Source organism: Streptomyces sp. NPDC052023, assembly GCF_044548465.1.
Lineage (GTDB): Bacteria > Actinomycetota > Actinomycetes > Streptomycetales > Streptomycetaceae > Streptomyces.
Genome location: NZ_JBIUBW010000007.1, coordinates 168,710 through 183,979, shown reverse-complemented (window position 1 = coordinate 183,979; position 15,270 = coordinate 168,710). Strand labels below are relative to the sequence as shown.

15 protein-coding genes, 1 tRNA gene and 2 pseudogenes are annotated in these 15,270 nt (G+C 72.1%); 13 read left to right on the top strand and 5 right to left on the bottom strand.

Annotated elements, in window-relative coordinates; genetic code table 11:
• The first annotated feature begins 23 nt into the window (after nucleotides 1-23).
• The 4 genes from ACIHCM_RS17455 to ACIHCM_RS17440 all read left to right on the top strand — a co-directional run bounded on the left by ACIHCM_RS17455 (nucleotide 24) and on the right by ACIHCM_RS17440 (nucleotide 2,390).
• On the top strand, nucleotides 24-623 hold the full coding sequence (locus tag ACIHCM_RS17455) for a sulfite oxidase-like oxidoreductase (protein WP_399896051.1): 600 nt from the start codon (nucleotides 24-26) through the stop codon (nucleotides 621-623).
• Nucleotides 593-1,345: a ferredoxin reductase gene (locus tag ACIHCM_RS17450; RefSeq protein WP_399896048.1), complete on the top strand. Its 753-nt coding sequence runs from the start codon at nucleotides 593-595 to the stop codon at nucleotides 1,343-1,345. Before ACIHCM_RS17455 ends, ACIHCM_RS17450 begins: the two co-directional genes overlap by 31 nt.
• Nucleotides 1,346-1,413: 68 nt before the next feature.
• Nucleotides 1,414-1,686 (top strand): DUF6510 family protein, encoded by a 273-nt coding sequence (locus tag ACIHCM_RS17445; RefSeq protein ID WP_399896045.1) that lies wholly within the window; start codon nucleotides 1,414-1,416, stop codon nucleotides 1,684-1,686.
• A 44-nt stretch (nucleotides 1,687-1,730) separates the two neighbouring features.
• On the top strand, nucleotides 1,731-2,390 hold the full coding sequence (locus tag ACIHCM_RS17440; protein ID WP_399896041.1) for an RraA family protein: 660 nt from the start codon (nucleotides 1,731-1,733) through the stop codon (nucleotides 2,388-2,390).
• A gap of 76 nt (nucleotides 2,391-2,466) precedes the next feature.
• Here ACIHCM_RS17440 and ACIHCM_RS17435 read toward each other — a convergent pair whose 3' ends face one another.
• The gene (locus tag ACIHCM_RS17435) at nucleotides 2,467-3,384 is read right to left on the bottom strand and encodes an NADP-dependent oxidoreductase (protein WP_399896038.1); all 918 of its coding nucleotides are present in this window, start codon (nucleotides 3,382-3,384) and stop codon (nucleotides 2,467-2,469) included.
• 341 nt (nucleotides 3,385-3,725) lie between these two features.
• Here ACIHCM_RS17435 and ACIHCM_RS17430 point away from each other — a divergent pair, with 341 nt between their 5' ends.
• Nucleotides 3,726-4,199, top strand: a complete 474-nt coding sequence (locus tag ACIHCM_RS17430; protein ID WP_399896035.1) for a VOC family protein — start codon at nucleotides 3,726-3,728, stop codon at nucleotides 4,197-4,199.
• A gap of 144 nt (nucleotides 4,200-4,343) precedes the next feature.
• Here ACIHCM_RS17430 and ACIHCM_RS17425 read toward each other — a convergent pair whose 3' ends face one another.
• Nucleotides 4,344-4,796: a MarR family winged helix-turn-helix transcriptional regulator gene (locus tag ACIHCM_RS17425; protein ID WP_399896032.1), complete on the bottom strand. Its 453-nt coding sequence runs from the start codon at nucleotides 4,794-4,796 to the stop codon at nucleotides 4,344-4,346.
• Between the two features lie 131 nt (nucleotides 4,797-4,927).
• Between ACIHCM_RS17425 and ACIHCM_RS17420 the strand changes: the two genes are divergently transcribed.
• Complete coding sequence (locus ACIHCM_RS17420) at nucleotides 4,928-5,833, top strand: NmrA family NAD(P)-binding protein (protein ID WP_399896029.1); 906 nt, start codon at nucleotides 4,928-4,930, stop codon at nucleotides 5,831-5,833.
• A gap of 80 nt (nucleotides 5,834-5,913) precedes the next feature.
• On the opposite strand, the gene msrA is transcribed toward ACIHCM_RS17420, so the two are convergent.
• Entirely contained in the window at nucleotides 5,914-6,426 is a 513-nt protein-coding gene (gene msrA, locus ACIHCM_RS17415) for a peptide-methionine (S)-S-oxide reductase MsrA (protein WP_399896026.1), read from the bottom strand.
• 293 nt (nucleotides 6,427-6,719) lie between these two features.
• Between msrA and trxB the strand changes: the two genes are divergently transcribed.
• Complete coding sequence (gene trxB, locus ACIHCM_RS17410; RefSeq protein WP_399896023.1) at nucleotides 6,720-7,715, top strand: thioredoxin-disulfide reductase; 996 nt, start codon at nucleotides 6,720-6,722, stop codon at nucleotides 7,713-7,715.
• Between the two features lie 359 nt (nucleotides 7,716-8,074).
• On the opposite strand, the pseudogene ACIHCM_RS17405 reads toward trxB, so the two are convergent.
• A pseudogene (locus tag ACIHCM_RS17405) lies at nucleotides 8,075-8,371 on the bottom strand (LuxR C-terminal-related transcriptional regulator); the annotation flags it as partial.
• Between the two features lie 226 nt (nucleotides 8,372-8,597).
• Between ACIHCM_RS17405 and ACIHCM_RS17400 the strand changes: the two are divergent.
• The 5 genes and pseudogenes from ACIHCM_RS17400 to ACIHCM_RS17380 all read left to right on the top strand — a co-directional run.
• Nucleotides 8,598-8,891, top strand: a complete 294-nt coding sequence (locus ACIHCM_RS17400; RefSeq protein WP_399896019.1) for a DUF3040 domain-containing protein — start codon at nucleotides 8,598-8,600, stop codon at nucleotides 8,889-8,891.
• 411 nt (nucleotides 8,892-9,302) lie between these two features.
• Nucleotides 9,303-10,040 (top strand): flavodoxin family protein, encoded by a 738-nt coding sequence (locus tag ACIHCM_RS17395; protein WP_399896016.1) that lies wholly within the window; start codon nucleotides 9,303-9,305, stop codon nucleotides 10,038-10,040.
• A 139-nt stretch (nucleotides 10,041-10,179) separates the two neighbouring features.
• The gene (locus ACIHCM_RS17390; protein ID WP_399896013.1) at nucleotides 10,180-10,782 is read left to right on the top strand and encodes a DM13 domain-containing protein; all 603 of its coding nucleotides are present in this window, start codon (nucleotides 10,180-10,182) and stop codon (nucleotides 10,780-10,782) included.
• Nucleotides 10,783-11,032: 250 nt separating this feature from the next.
• Entirely contained in the window at nucleotides 11,033-12,298 is a 1,266-nt protein-coding gene (gene selA / locus ACIHCM_RS17385) for an L-seryl-tRNA(Sec) selenium transferase (protein WP_399896009.1), read from the top strand.
• 4 nt (nucleotides 12,299-12,302) lie between these two features.
• A pseudogene (locus ACIHCM_RS17380) lies at nucleotides 12,303-14,015 on the top strand (GTP-binding protein); the annotation flags it as partial.
• A gap of 83 nt (nucleotides 14,016-14,098) precedes the next feature.
• Here the strand turns inward: ACIHCM_RS17380 and ACIHCM_RS17375 are convergent.
• Nucleotides 14,099-14,191: transfer RNA gene (locus ACIHCM_RS17375), tRNA-Sec, on the bottom strand.
• A gap of 52 nt (nucleotides 14,192-14,243) precedes the next feature.
• Here ACIHCM_RS17375 and selD point away from each other — a divergent pair.
• On the top strand, nucleotides 14,244-15,269 hold the full coding sequence (gene selD, locus ACIHCM_RS17370; RefSeq protein WP_399896006.1) for a selenide, water dikinase SelD: 1,026 nt from the start codon (nucleotides 14,244-14,246) through the stop codon (nucleotides 15,267-15,269).
• Nucleotide 15,270: the final 1 nt, after the last annotated feature.

The following is a 15,270-nucleotide window of genomic DNA, read 5'->3' as shown; positions in this document are numbered from 1 at the left end:
ACATCGCAGAACGGGGGCACGGCATGCCCGTCATTTCCCGCGGATTCCACGGCCGAGCGCGCGACGCGCGGCACAAACTGCCCCCTGGGCAGTACGAGACCGGCGACTTCCCCGTACTGTCGGCAGGCCCGACGCCCGTGCTGGACCGTGACGCATGGGAATTCACCCTCCGCACGGAGACAGGCGCGCGGCACAGCTGGAACTGGGCAGAGCTCCTGGCACTGCCGAGTCAGACGCCCACCGTCGATCTGCACTGCGTCACCAAGTGGTCGAAGTTCGACACGGAATGGCAGGGAGTCTCCCTGGACCTGCTGCTGGAGGACGTGGAGACCGGTGCCGACTACGCGCTCGTGCGCTCCTACGGCGACTACACCACCAACCTGCCCCTGGCAGACCTCCTCGACGGGCAGGCGTGGATCGCGTACCGCTTCGACGGCGATGAACTCGCGCCCGAACACGGCGGCCCAGCGCGGCTGCTGGTGCCGCACCTGTACTTCTGGAAGTCCGCCAAGTGGGTTCGCGGCATCCAGCTGCTCGACGAGGAAGAGCTCGGCTTCTGGGAGACCATCGGCTACCACGACTATGGGGACCCATGGCGGGAGCAGCGGTATCAAGGCGACTAGGCGACCGGCTGCGCTGGAAGACGGCCCGTCTTGTCGATCGGCGCGTCGAGTCGGCGGTGGCCCGCACCCTCGTGTTCGAGGTGCCCGACTGGCCGGGCCATCAGGCCGGGCAGCACGTGGACATGCGGCTCACCGCGGAGGACGGCTACAGCACGCAGCGCAGCTACTCGCTGGCTTCCGCACCAGACGGCGAGAGCGTGGAGCTGACCGTGCAGCGCGTCGATGACGGCGAGGTGTCGCCGTACCTTACGGACGACCTCGCCGTGGGGGACGCGGTGGAGTTGCGCGGACCGGTGGGCGGCTGGTTCGTGTGGCGGCCCGAGCAGAAGGAGCCCGTTCTCCTCGTCGGCGGCGGCTCCGGCCTGGTGCCGCTGATGGCGATGATCCGCACCCGACGTGCGGTGGGCAGCCGTACGCCCTTCCGGTTGGTCTACTCCGTGCGCAGCCCCGAGTACCAGCTGTTCGCCGCGGAGTTGAGGCAGGGCGACCCGGGCCTGGACAGGACATACCTCTACACCCGCTCCACCCCGCCACAATGGCCGCGGGCCCCCGGGCACTTGACGGCCTCGGATCTGTCCGGCGCGGGGTGGCCACCGGACTTCGAACCCACCTGCTACGTCTGCGGTTCCACCGGCTTCGTCGAATGGGCCGCCGGCCTGCTGGTGGCCCTGGGCCACGAGCCCGGCCGCATCCGGACCGAGCGTTTCGGACCCGGTGGCTAGCGCTGGACCGCTGCCCTGGCGGAGCCGGGTCGCACCTGGCCCGCCGGATCGAAGGGAAATGAATCCCCATGACCTCGACGCCTGTTTTCCTCGACGGCAATGCCGCCGCCGGCGATCTCCAAGCCCTGTTCGGGACCGACATGACGACCGCCTGGGGGCGCTGCCGCGGCTGCGGCGAGCAGATGATGCTCGCCCAGACCCACGCCTACCTCGACGGGCCTGGGACGGTGCTGCGCTGTCCTGGCTGCGAGGGCGTTCTGCTTCGCATGGTCCGCTCTCCCACCCAGACCTGGCTGGACGCGAGCGGACTGGACCACCTCAGGGTGCCCACATCCGGATGACGACGTACGACGTGACACCGCGGCACGTCGGGTCGGGAGACCTCATGGCAGAGATGGACGACCGCCTGAAAGAGCTCGCGTCGCGCGTGCGGACCCCTGACGTGGTCGATGCCATGGGACGCATGCACCGCCACCGGTGTCACATCGACAACTTGGTGACCCCCACCCCGGGCCGGGTCCTCCTGGGCCGCGCGCTGACGATCTCGTACCTGCCGTCGTGCGCCGAGTCCCTCCCACCTGAGCGGTTCACCTTCACCCGGCTGTTCCACGACGCCGTCGAGGACGGCGCGCGGGGCCGGGTCCTGGTGCTCGCCGGCAACGGGCATCCCGACGTGTCGCTCGGTGGCGGAACGAAGCTCTCGCTGGTGGCCGCACAGGGGCTCGCGGGTGTCCTGGCCGACGGCCGGCTCCGGGACTTCGTCGAGATCGCGGCCTATGAGCTCGCCGTCTACTGTCTCGGTCAGACCTCCAAGTGGGGCGGCGACGTCGTCACGCCGTACGAGATCGACCGGCCGGTCGTCGTGTCCGGTGTGACCGTCCGGCCGGGCGACTGCGTGTTCGCCGACGTGTCCGGCGCCGTTGTCGTCCCCGCCGCGCAGGTCGTCGCCGTGTTCGAGGAGGCCGCCAGGATCGCGCAGACCGAGGAGGCTTTCGCCGAACGCGTCCGTGACGACGACCCCACCGGCAACGGCTCCGGGTACTAGCGGAGCCGGCCCACCGCTCAGCGACTGGGGCGCGGTGCGTGACCTCCGAGCCTGGCGCGGCCCGGCTGTCCGGTGCTCAGGCGACGCGGATGACTGTCTTGCCGGCGGTTCCCTTCTTGGCACGGAACGCCTCCGGCGCGTGCTCCAGCGGGTGCACGGCACCGACCAAGGGGCGCAGCCGCCCCTCCACGTAGGTGCGAATGACCTCCAGAAGGTGACCGCGATCGGGTTCGACGATGAAGTACATGGCCCGGCCGTCCTCCGGCCGCACGCGCGGCGGCTGGGCGATGCTCACCAAGGTGCCACCGGGACCGACCACGGCGGCCGACTGATCGAGCACCTCCCCGCCCAGCGCGTCGAAGACGAGATCGACGTGGCCTGCGGCTTCCTGCCACCCCGGTTGGCCGAGGTCGAGGAATTCCTCCGCGCCGAGTTCCAGCACCCGGCCCCGGCTGCCCGCACGCCCCGACCCGATCACTCGTGCCCCCGCGGCGTGGGCCAGCTGCGTCGTGGCCATCCCCACGCCTCCGCCCGCACCGTGCACCAGCACGCTCTGCCCGGCCTGAAGCCTTCCGTGGACGAAGAGGCCCTGCCAGGCGGTGAGTCCCGGCATCGGCAGGGCCGCCGCCTGCACATGGTCGATTCCCGCAGGCAGCGGGGCCAGATTGCGTGCCTCCACCGCCACGTACTCCGCGAGGGCGCCGTCCCGGTTCCAGTCGGTCAGCCCGATGACACGCTGACCGACCGACAGCCCGGTGGTGCCCACCGAGACCTCGGCGACCTCACCCGACACCTCGTGCCCCGGAATGACAGGGGCCCGGTCACGGCCGCTCCGCTCGACCCAAGAGGCCGGCCAGGACAGCTCGTCCGGGGTGAAGGAGGCCGCGCGCACGCGCACGATGACGTCGCCCTCGCCGGCGTACGGGTACGGTGCCTCCTCCAGGACCAGGCCGTCCGCGGCCGCGTCACGGTCGTGCGTCCGTACTGCCTTCATCGACGCTCCCTCCGGCTGCCCCAAGCTGGCCCCTCCTTTCCAGGATGAGCGGATGCCGCCCGCGAGGCGATTCGGGACGTCGCGCGACGTCTCCACGAAGGTGTTCGCAGTCGGACACATGATGCTTCGGGAGATCGTGCGGTCCGGTGAAGGGGTGTGGCCGGATTGCGGCAGGTAAACGCTGATCGGCCAACTGGCGCTGTCGAGCACTGCGCAGCCATGACTGGCTTTCTTGCCTCCCAGTAAATACGAGCATATGCTCCTAACTGTTCGAGCCGCCGGACCGCTACCGGCGGCTTCTCGCAGCAATGCGACCCAAGCAGGAAAGAAAGGGCAATTCCGTGGATCTCAAGCTCGAACTTCTGGTGCTGCCCGTCTCCGACGTCGGCCGGGCCAAGGCCTTCTACGAGACGGCGGGATTCCGTCTGGATCTCGAGAAGGCTGTCAGTGAGAACTGGCACGTCGCGCACTTCACGCCGCCCGGCTCGGAGTGCTCGATCCTCATCGGCAAGGGGATCACCTCCGCCGCGCCGGGCTCGGTCCAGGGTCTCTATCTGGTCGTCACCGACATCCAGGCCGCCCGTGCGGAACTCGTCGCCCGCGGAGTCGAGGTGAGCGAGGTCTTCCACGACGCCGCAGGCATCATCTACCACAGCCACGCCGATGGGGACGTCGTCCATGACGGTGCGGGCCAGGAGCGCCTGGCGGGTCCGCACCCTGAGCGCGCCTCATACGGCTCCTTCGCCACCTTCAGCGACCCGGACGGCAACGGCTGGGTGCTCCAGGAGGTCACGCGGCGCGCCCCCGGCCGCTGATCACCGCACCTGGCCCCATGACCGGCACCGGACCCCTGGGTGCGGAGAAGCCCGCGCCCAAGGGGCCGGCAGTACGTGGGCCCCCGGGGTTGATCGCCGGGGGTGGGACGGTGGCAAGGAACGTCGGGGAGGGGCGTCGCCCGCCTACTCGGCCCAGGGGTGGAAGCCGGTGTGAAGGACGGCTTCCAGGGTGGCCCGCAGCCGGGCGGCCTCTTCGGCGCCGAAGCTTTCCTCGAACTGGTCCTGCACGGACTGCCAGTGCGGCAGCGCGGCCTTCAGCCGGGAGCGTCCGTCCGGCGTGATCGTGACGATCCGTGCGCGGCGGTCCCTGGCCGACTGTTCGACGGTCACGAGGCCCTCCCGGGCGAGCGGCTTGAGGTTCGAGGCCATCGTCGTGCGGTCCATGGCGATCATGTCGGCTAGCGCGGAGATGGTCGTCTCACCGTGCTCGCTCAGCTTCTGGAGGATGCTCAGCTGGGTGCCGCGCAGGCCGACGGGGGCCAGGGCCTTGTCGTACGACGCACCGATGTACCGGGCCGCCTTGCGCAGGGCCAGGTTGTTGCAGGGATCGACAGAGTTCGTCGGCGCAGGCGTCATGAGTTCCTCCCAAGCTTCCCATCCACAGTAAGAGCACATGCTCCTATATGCCAAGGGCACCCGGGCACCCTTCGCACCACGCGCGCGTGTGTTGACGCGCCGGCGCGATCGGTGAGGGGAAGATCGGGGGCATGGTGACCAGCGATCTCGTACTCATCGCACACACCGGCGGCGTCGGCCGTACGGTTCTGGAGGGGCTGCGCGCGCAGGAAGTGCCCGTGCGCGCGATGGTCCGCCGGGACGACGAACGCGCGGCCGAGCTGCGCGCGCTCGGCGCGGAGGTCGTCGTAGGAGATCTGACCCGGCCCGAGAAGGTCGCGGCCGCCCTGGAGGGCGTCGCGCGGATGTACTTCGCCATGCCCGTGTCGCCGGATCATCTGCTGGCGGCAACCGTGGTGGCCAGCGTGGCGCGCGAGTGCGCGCAGCTGGACGGGCTGGTCGGCATGTCGCAGATGACGGTGTCCCAGATGACCGCCACCAGTACGGCCGAGTCGCATCAGCAGCGGCTGCACTGGCTGGCCGAGCAGGTACTGAACTGGTCCGGTCTGCCCGTGGTGCACATCCGGCCGACGGCATTCCTGGACAACCCGCTGTTCACGGCGTTGCCGGCACTCTCGATCCGCGAGAACGGCACCCTCGCGCTGCCCTTCGGCTCCGGACGCACCTCGCCGGTCGCCGTGTCCGACGTCGCCCGGGTGGTCGCGACCGTGCTCCGGGATCCCGCTCCGCACGTGGGACAGGTCTACGAGCTGACGGGCCCCCGCATCATGGACATGACCGGGATGGCCGAGGAGTTCTCGCGGGCCCTGGGACGACCGGTGTCCTACGTGGACATGCCGCCTGAGCGGTGGCGGGCCGAGGTGCTCGCCAAGCTGGGCCTGCCCCCGCACACCGAACAGCACATCCTCACCATGGCCCGGCTGCACCGCGAGAACCGCTACGACCGATCCACTCACGACGTCGAACGCGTCACCGGCATCCCCGCCCAGTCGGTCGAGGTGTTCGTCGCCGCACGCCGGGACTTCTACCTGGGCTAGCGCGCGGTGCCGCGCCACACAGCTCTGCGGCCACGCCGTCCCGCGGTGAAGGCACGACGCGACCGCTCGGGCTGTTGCTGTCAGTCCTTCGCACGGGCGGGAAGCCGCCAGCCCGGACGGACGAAGTGGCAGGTGTATCCCTCGGGGTAGCGCTCCAGGTAGTCCTGGTGCTCGGGTTCGGCCTCCCAGAAGGGGCCGACGGGTTCGACCTCCGTCACGACCTTGCCCGGCCACAGGCCGGAGGCGTCGACGTCGGCGATCGTGTCCTCGGCTGTCGCCTTCTGCTCGGCATCCACGTAGTAGATCGCCGAGCGGTAGCTGAGGCCGATGTCGTTGCCCTGCCGGTTCTTCGTCGTCGGATCGTGGATCTGGAAGAAGAACTCGAGGAGCGTGCGGAAGTCGGTCCGGTCGGGATCGTAGGTGATCTCGATCGCCTCGGCGTGAGTCCCGTGGTTGCGGTACGTGGCGTTGGGCACGTCGCCGCCCGTGTAGCCGACGCGGGTCGACAGCACCCCGGGAAGGCGCCGGATCAGGTCCTGCATGCCCCAGAAGCACCCCCCTGCGAGAACCGCCCTCTGTGCCTGCTCTGTCATGTCGGTCCTCCGCGTAGCGTCGTCGTGGGTTTCCTGCGTGGGGGAGGCGCCCGCCGGAGGCCGGTTCACCGGCCATCGGCGCAGCGGCGCTTCAGCCCCAGAGTACGGCGACGGGTCAAGGCCGACGCCGACGGGATGCGGGCCGATCCTGACCGGTGCATGGTGGATTGGTCTGCTGCCGGGACCACGCCTGCCGGTGGCACGGGCTCAGCCCTCGACCGCTACCGCGCAGCCGACCGCCGAGGCCTCACCACGGCGGGTGTTCGGCAGCCTCGCCGAGGTAGGTGATCGAAATGAATGAGACCGTCCGGCAAGTGATCATCGTCGGCTCCGGCCCCGCCGGCTACACCGCGGCGCTCTACGGAGCCCGCGCACTGCTGCGCCCGCTGGTCTTCGAGGGCTCCGTCTCCGCCGGCGGCGCGTTGATGAACACCACCGATGTGGAGAACTATCCGGGTTTCCCCGAGGCGGTGCTGGGCCCCGACCTGATGGACAGGATGAGAACCCAGGCTCAGCAGTTCGGCGCCGAGCTGGTCCCCGACGACATCGTGGAAGCCCGTCTGGGCGGGGAGGTCAAGGAGGTCGTCGACAGCGCGGGGCAGACGCACCGCGCGAGGGCGATCATCCTTGCCACCGGGTCCAGCTACCGGGAGCTGGGGCTGGAGAACGAGAAGAGGCTGTCCGGGCGCGGCGTGAGCTGGTGTGCCACCTGTGACGGCTTCTTCTACCGGGACCAGGACGTCGTGGTCGTCGGCGGCGGTGACTCCGCACTGGAGGAAGCCAATTTCCTCACGAAGTTCGCCCGCTCGGTCACCGTCGTGCACCGCCGTGACAGGCTTCGCGCCTCGAAGATCATGCAGGAGCGGACCCGCCGCAACGAGAAGGTCAGGTTCCTGTGGAACCACGAGGTGATCGACGTTCTGGGCCAGGACAAGGTCAGCGGTGTACGCGCGCGTGACGTGACCTCCGGGGAGGAGACCGACCTGGCGGTGACCGGGGTCTTCATCGCGATCGGCCACGATCCGCGCGTCGAGCTCGTCAGGGACCAGGTGTCCCTGGACCACGCCGGCTACATCGCCGTGGAGGGCCGGTCGACGCGCACCAACCTCAACGGCGTCTTCGCATGCGGCGATGTCGTCGACCACGAGTACCGGCAGGCGATCACCGCCGCCGGGACCGGCTGCGCGGCGGCTCTGGAGGCCGAGCGCTACCTCACGGCGCTCGACGACTGCGTGACCGCCGACGAAGCCCGACTCGAGGCGATGGCGGTGGCCGAACTCGTGCACTGACCCGCGTGGGCGCTGATCACCGGGGTGGCCCCGGCGCGCGCAGGCGCGGCACCCGCACTCGCTGACGACACCCCGCACCGGCTGACGACACCCGCACCTGACTCATGTGCTGGGTGCCACGCACCTGCACGTGTGAGGGCCGTCACCGATGGTGACCGCGCCCGGCGTCGCCGGGCGTGCGCATCTGCTTGCCCGTGCCCTGCGGTCCGCCCGCCCGCTGGTCTCCGGCCGGGAGAGCGGCACCGCGGGCCGCGGGGAGCGACGACGAGGAGCCCCTGCCCGCGGACGAGCGTGCTCCGTCGGCGCTGCCTGTCGAGGCGGAGCGCTGAGAGCGGGCCCAGGGGCGAGGACGCGGGCGCTCAGGGCTCGATCAACCCCACGCGGATCGCGTACCGGGTGAGTTCGAGGCGGTCCTTCAGGCCCAGCTTCTGAAGCAGGTTGGCGCGGTGGCGCTCCACCGTCTTGGGGCTGATGACGAGCAGGCGGGCGATCTCCTGCGAGGTGTGGCCCTCGGCGACGAGCTTGAGGATCTCCTCCTCGCGATGGGTGATCGCCTTGGCCGGCAGGGCGCGCCCTTCCCGGAGGCGGTCGAGGTAGTTGCGCATCAGGGCGTTGACGGCGCCGGGATAGAGGAACGATTCGCCGCGCATGGTCGCCGCCATCCGTGACAGCACCCATGTGCTGCCGAGGGGGGACCGCGGCAGCGGCGTCGTACCGGGCCGGCCGTTCGACGGGATAGGTCGCCGCGGATGGCGGGCGGCAGCCACGGGGCGGAAGGCTGGAGTCCGGGCGGGGCGGTCCGACGCCGGCGTCCTGCCGTGTGCCAGGGGCGTGACCGCCGGACGTTTCGGCGAGGGCGTGAGCCGAGAAGGGGGAGGCGCCATGCCTCAGTCCGACGAAGAACGCCTGGTCGCTCTCGCAGCGCGGTGCGAGCGCGACGATCCGCGATTCACCCGCGCGCTGGGAGCGGGCCGTCCCGTCCGGCCGCGCGAGTACCGGCATGGACGGGCGTGGTGGACCGTGGCAGTGGCCGTGGCCGTCCTGGTCACCGGCACAGCCGTGGCCGATGGACTGCTCATCGCCACCGGCCTGATCCTGGCCGGCATGGGCGCCCAGCTGTTCGACCCCCACCGCCCCCGCCCCCGCCCCCGACGGTGCCCACGCCGACCGCACTGAGGGAGGGCCGCCCGGTTCGGGACCCCGCCGGTGCGACTGAAGGATCATGAGTGCGACCGATCCCCGTCGTCCTCCCGGAGGTGGTGCCGCCCGCGGCCGCTTCCTGAAAGCGGGCGGCACCACCGGTCCATCGAGGCCTACGTCCCGCGCATCCCGGGCGGCGCGATGCGTGACGTGCTCACACTAGGACGGCAGATCCCCCGCACCGCGGACCGCGCCCGCCACGTCACGACTCCGTAAGACGGCGGCCGGACAGGCACCCACCGGCCCGGGCGAGCGCGAGACGGGTCGGCGGTGCGCCCGAAAACCACCATGTGGCGGTGCGTCGCAGGGGGACAGCGCGCGCCGTCCGCGAGACGCTGCCGGGGGCGCCCCGCCCCACATCCCTCCCGCTTCTCCCCGGAGTCCGCCATGGCAGCACCGTCCGTCCCGTCCGCCGGGGCCGGTTACCGCTTCGACGACCTGCGTGCGCTCTTCATCAACTGCACGCTGAAGCCGTCCCCCCAGCTCAGCCATACCCAGGGGCTGATCGACAAGAGCCGGGGGATCATGAACGCCCACGGGGTGACCACGGAGCTCGTCCGTGCCGTCGACGAGGACATCGCGCCGGGCGTCTATCCGGACATGACGGACCACGGATTCGCCACCGACGCCTGGCCGGCGTTGTACGAGCGGGTGCTCGCCGCGGACATCCTCGTCCTGGCCGGACCCATCTGGCTGGGCGACAACAGCTCGGTCACCAAGCAGGTCATCGAGCGCCTGTACAGCTGCTCCAGCCTGCTGAACTCGCAGGGTCAGTACGCCTACTACGGGCGCGTCGGCGGATGCCTGATCACCGGCAACGAGGACGGCGTCAAGCACTGCGCCATGAACGTCCTCTACAGCCTGCAGCACCTCGGCTACACCGTCCCGCCGCAGGCCGACGCGGGCTGGATCGGTCCGGCCGGGCCCGGACCCTCGTACCTGGACCCGGGCTCGGGCGGCCCGGAGAACGACTTCACCAACCGCAACACCACGTTCATGACCTGGAACCTGATGCACCTGGCGGCGATGCTCAAGCGCGCCGGCGGCATCCCGGCCCACGGCAACCAGCGCTCGGAGTGGGACGCGGGCTGCCGGCCGGGGGCGGACAACCCCGAGCACCGCTGAGCGGACGGCTGTCCGGTGCTCCCGCCCGTGCGCGGCCGGTCCGGCGTAAGGGTTTCGTCATGACCTGCGGGGTACGGGACGGCCCCCGCTTGCGTTGAATGGGAGGGCAACAAGGGAACTCCCAGGAGAAGAGGCGGAGATGGCGCGCGTGCGCAAGGTACTGACGAGGCCGTTGGTCATCGCGGTGCTGGTGGTGGCGGTCGGCGGAGCCGGCTTCGGGCTGTACTGGTTCGCGCCGTGGAAGCTGTGGCAGGACAAGACCGTCGAAGAGGCCCTGCCCGGGGTCGTGGAGACCTCGGCACCCGCCACGTCGGAACCCTCCGCCGCGGCGCCCTCCGCCTCGGCGTCCCCGGAACGGTCCTCAGGGCAGCCCTCCCCGGCCGCCGGGCCGCGGACGCTGGCGAGCGGTGAACTGATCAGTCATGAGCACGAGACATCGGGCACGGTGAAGCTCGTGCAACTGGCGGACGGCTCCCACGTGCTGCGGCTGGAGAACCTCGCGACCAGCAGCGGGCCGGACCTGCGCGTCTGGCTGACCGACGCGCCCGTGAAGCAGGGCACGGCCGGGTGGCACGTCTTCGACGACGGCAAGTACGTCAGCCTCGGCGCACTCAAGGGCAACAAGGGCAACCAGAACTACGTCCTTCCTGGTGACGTGGACCCGTCGGGCTACAGCAGCGTGTCCATCTGGTGCGACCGCTTCGACGTCTCGTTCGGCGCCGCCGAGCTGGCTCGCGCCTGACGACGCCGGGAAGCCGGGGTGGGCAACCGCCGCCGGGCGTGTCGTGTCGCCGGTGCGGGGCAGTGGGAGACGATGGGCGTTCCCCAGCAGCCCTGGAATCGAGCGGAGAGGGAGGGGCCGCGTGGACCAGCGGGCGGCTGCTGCCCCAGTCGGCAGCGCGAACGACCCCGAAGGGGGCGGGACCGGCCGGTCCCGCCCGCACCCCGGCACGACGGACGTACGGCGGCGGGTTCCCCGCACCGACACGCTGATGCGAGACACACGCCTGTCGGAGGCGGCCCGGCGGCTGGGCGGCGCGGTGGTCAAGGCGGCCGTCCGGCAGGCCCAGGAGCAGGCGCGCACCGGCTCCGTCGCGCCGGAGGACGTGGCGGACACGGCGGTCGCCCTGCTGCCGCGCACGGCAGGCGGGCTGCGGCCGGTCGTCAACGCCACCGGCGTGGTGCTGCACACCAACCTCGGCCGGGCGCCGCTGTCCGCGGCGGCCCGCCGGGCGGTGCAGGAGGCCGCCGGTCCCACGGACGTCGAACTGGACCTGCGCACCGGCGTCCGTGCCCGCCGCGGCCGGACGGCCCTCGCCGCACTGCGTGAGCGGGTGCCGTCGGCCGCGGCCGCGCACGTCGTGAACAACGGCGCCGCCGCCCTCGTCCTGGTGGCAACCGCGCTCGCCGCCGGGAAGGAGATCGTGATCAGCCGGGGGGAGATGGTGGAGATCGGGGACGGTTTCCGCCTGCCGGACCTGCTGGTGTCCACCGGAGCCCGGCTGCGCGAGGTGGGCACCACGAACCGCACCACCGTGGCCGACTACGCCGCCGCGGTCGGTCCCGAGACGGCCTTCGTACTGAAGGTGCATCCCTCCAACTTCCGAATCACCGGATTCACCCGGACCGCCGACGCGGGGGAACTGACGTCCCTCGGCGTTCCGGTGGTCGTCGACATCGGCTCCGGCCTGCTCGGCCCGCACCCCGTGCTGCCGGACGAACCCGACGCCGAGACCCAGCTGCGGGCCGGTGCTTCCCTGGTCACCGCGAGCGGCGACAAACTCCTCGGCGGCCCGCAGTGCGGCCTGCTCCTCGGCGACGAGGCGCTGGTGCGGACCGTGTCCCGGCACCCGCTGGCCCGTGCGCTGCGCGTGGACAAGCTCACCCTGGCGGCCCTGGAGGCCACGCTGACCGGGCCCGCGACACCGACCGCGGAGGCCCTGGCCGCCACAGCGGCGGGCCTCGCCGGCCGTGCCGAGCGGCTCGCCTGCGCCCTGGACGCCGACGGCGTCGACGTCGTGGTCGTAGGGAGCGTCGCGACGGTGGGCGGTGGCGGTGCCCCCGGAGTGACACTGCCCAGCGCCGCGCTGTCGCTGCCCGAGCGGTACGCCGCCGCCCTGCGGACCGGGCCGGTCCCCGTGGTGGGGCGGCTGGAGGCGGGCCGGTGCCTGCTGGACCTGCGGGCGGTGCCGCCGGAGGACGACGAGCGGCTGGCCGAGGCCGTGCGGTCGGTCACGGACCCGGCCGCGGAAAGGTAGCCCCATGCGGGTACTGGCCACCGCCGGGCACGTCGACCACGGGAAGTCCGCCCTGGTGCGGGCGCTGACGGGAATGGAACCCGACCGTTTCGAGGAGGAGCGGCGCCGGGGGCTCACCCTCGATCTCGGGTTCGTATGGACGCGGCTCGACCCGGAGGCGTCCGGCGGCTCGGCCGGGGAGCACCTCGCCTTCGTGGACGTGCCCGGACACGAGCGGTTCGTCGCCACCATGCTGGCCGGCGTCGGGCCCGTGCCCGCCGTGCTGTTCGTGGTGGCCGCCGACCAGGGATGGCAGCCGCAGTCGCAGGAACACCTGGAGATCCTGGACGCGCTCGGAGTGCGGCACGCCGTGCTCGCGGTGAGCCGCAGCGACCTCGCCGACCCCGAGCCGGTGCGCGCGGACGCCGTCGCCCGCATGGCCGCCACCTCGCTCGGCACTGTGCCGTCCGTCGCGGTGAGTGCCCCGACCGGTGCCGGACTGGATCAACTCCGCCGGGAGCTGGCCAAGCTGGGCCGCGCACTGCCCGCCCCATCCGCCGATGCGGACGTACGGCTGTGGCTGGACCGCGCCTTCACCGTGCGCGGTCACGGCACGGTCGTCACCGGCACCCTGGGTGAGGGCACCCTGCGCGTGGGGGACCGGCTGGTCGCGGGGGACGGCGCGACCCTGCTCAGGGTGCGCGGCCTGCAGTGCCTGCACGAGGACGTCTCCGCGGTCAGCGGCGTGGCCCGCGTGGCGGTCAACGTGCACGGCACCGTCGACGGCCTGCTGAAGCGGGGGCAGGTGCTGCTGACTCCGGACCGCTGGCTGCTCACCGATCTGATCGACGTCCGGGTCTGCGGAGCGCCGGTCGAGGAGCTGCCCCGGACGCTCAGCCTGCACATCGGGACGGCCGCGGTGCCGGTCAGCGTCCGCCCGTTCGGCCCGGACACGGCCAGGCTGACGCTGACCCGCGCGCTGCCCCTGCGGGTCGGCGACCGGGCTGTACTGCGGGAACCGGGCGGCGGGCGCACGCCGTGCGGGGCGACCGTCCTGGACGTACGGCCGCCCCGGCTGGCCCGGCGGGGAGCAGCCCGCGCCAGGGCGGCCGAACTCGCGGACCTGACGGGCCGTCCGGACGGCGCGGCGGAACTGCGGCGGCGTGGACTCGTCCGCGGCCGCGAACTGGCGGCGATGGGCGTCCCCGCCCCCGGTGCGCCGGTCACCGGCGACTGGCTGGCCGACCCGGACCACTGGGCGGCGCTGCGGGACCGCCTGGAGACCGCGGTAGAACGCCATGGCGCCGAGCACCCGCTGGAGCCCGGCCTGCCCACCGAGGCGGCCCGCCGGTTGCTCGGCCTGCCCGACAGGTCACTGGTCGACGCACTCGCCCGGACATCGGGCAAGCTGCGCGGCAGTCAGGGACGGTTGTACGGCCCCGGAGACCTCCGGCCGACGCTGCCGCCGTCCGTCCAGGCAGCCGTCGAGGCGCTGCGGCGGGAGCTGGCGCGGGCGCCGTTCCGTGCCCCGGAGGCGGGCCGGCTGGCCGAGCTGGGGCTGACCCGCAAGACCCTGGCCGCCGCGGTCGCGGCGGGCGCCCTGCTGCGGGTCGGCGACGGAATCGTGCTGCTCCCGGACGCGGACGTGCGCGCGAGCGCCGTACTGCGGCAACTGCCGCAGCCGTTCACGCTCAGCGAGGCCCGCCGCGCCCTCGGCACCACACGCCGGGTCGCCGTACCGCTGCTGGAGTTCCTGGACGCCCAGGGGCACACGGAACGCGTGGACGACCAGCGCCGGCGTTGCCGGCCGGACGCGGAGAGCGGAGGCGGACGGGAATCGAACCCGCCTGCCCGAGATCCTCGGACACCTCGGTTTTGAAGACCGGGAGGGCCACCAGGCACCCACACGCCTCCCTCGCCCGCCCAGGCTACCGGAGGGCCAGACCCACGACCCGGAGGACCCGGCATGACCACCACACGTGAAACACCCGTACGTCTCACGCAGTTCGCGCACGGCGGCGGCTGCGCCTGCAAGATCCCGCCGGGCGAGCTGGAGGACGTCCTGCGGGGGCTGGCCGGGCCGGCGACGACCGCGAGTGACAGCACGCTCCTGGTCGGTCTGGCCACCGGTGACGACGCGGCCGTCGTCACCCTGCCCGACGCGGCCGGCGCGCCGGAGGGGGCGGTGGTCGCCACGGCCGACTTCTTCACCCCGGTCGTGGACGACCCGTACGACTGGGGGCGCATCGCCGCGGCCAACGCGCTCTCCGACGTGTACGCGATGGGCGGCCGTCCGCTTCTCGCCGTCAATCTCCTGGCCTGGCCGCGCGATGTGCTGCCGTTCGACCTGGCACGCGAGGTGCTGCGCGGCGGGCTCGACATCGCCACCGAGGCGGGCTGTCATGTGGGCGGTGGGCACAGCGTGGACGACCCCGAGCCCAAGTACGGCATGGCCGTCACCGGCCTGGCCGATCCGGCGCGTCTGCTGCGCAACGACGCGGGCCGGCCGGGCATGCCGCTGTCGCTGACCAAGCCCCTGGGTCTGGGCGTACTGAACAACCGTCACAAGGCCACCGGCGAACGGTTCGGGCAGGCGGTGGCCACGATGGTGGCGCTCAACCGCGACGCGTCGGCCGCGGCCCTGCGCGCGGGCGCGACGTGCGCCACCGATGTCACCGGGTTCGGCTTCCTCGGCCACCTGCACAAGCTGGCCCGCGCCTCGGGCGTGACCGCGATGGTCGACACCGCGGCCGTGCCGTATCTCGACGGGGCGCGGGAAGCCGTCCGGGACGGCTACGTCAGCGGCGGCACCCGGAGGAATCTGGACTGGGTCGCGCCGTTCACGGACTTCGGGCACGCGGACGAGGACACCCGGCTGCTCCTGGCCGACGCGCAGACCTCCGGCGGGCTGCTCGTGGCGGGGGAGATCCCTGGCGCGCCGGTGGTCGGAGAACTCGTGCCGCTGCGGGAGCACTCCGTGGTCCTCACCTGAG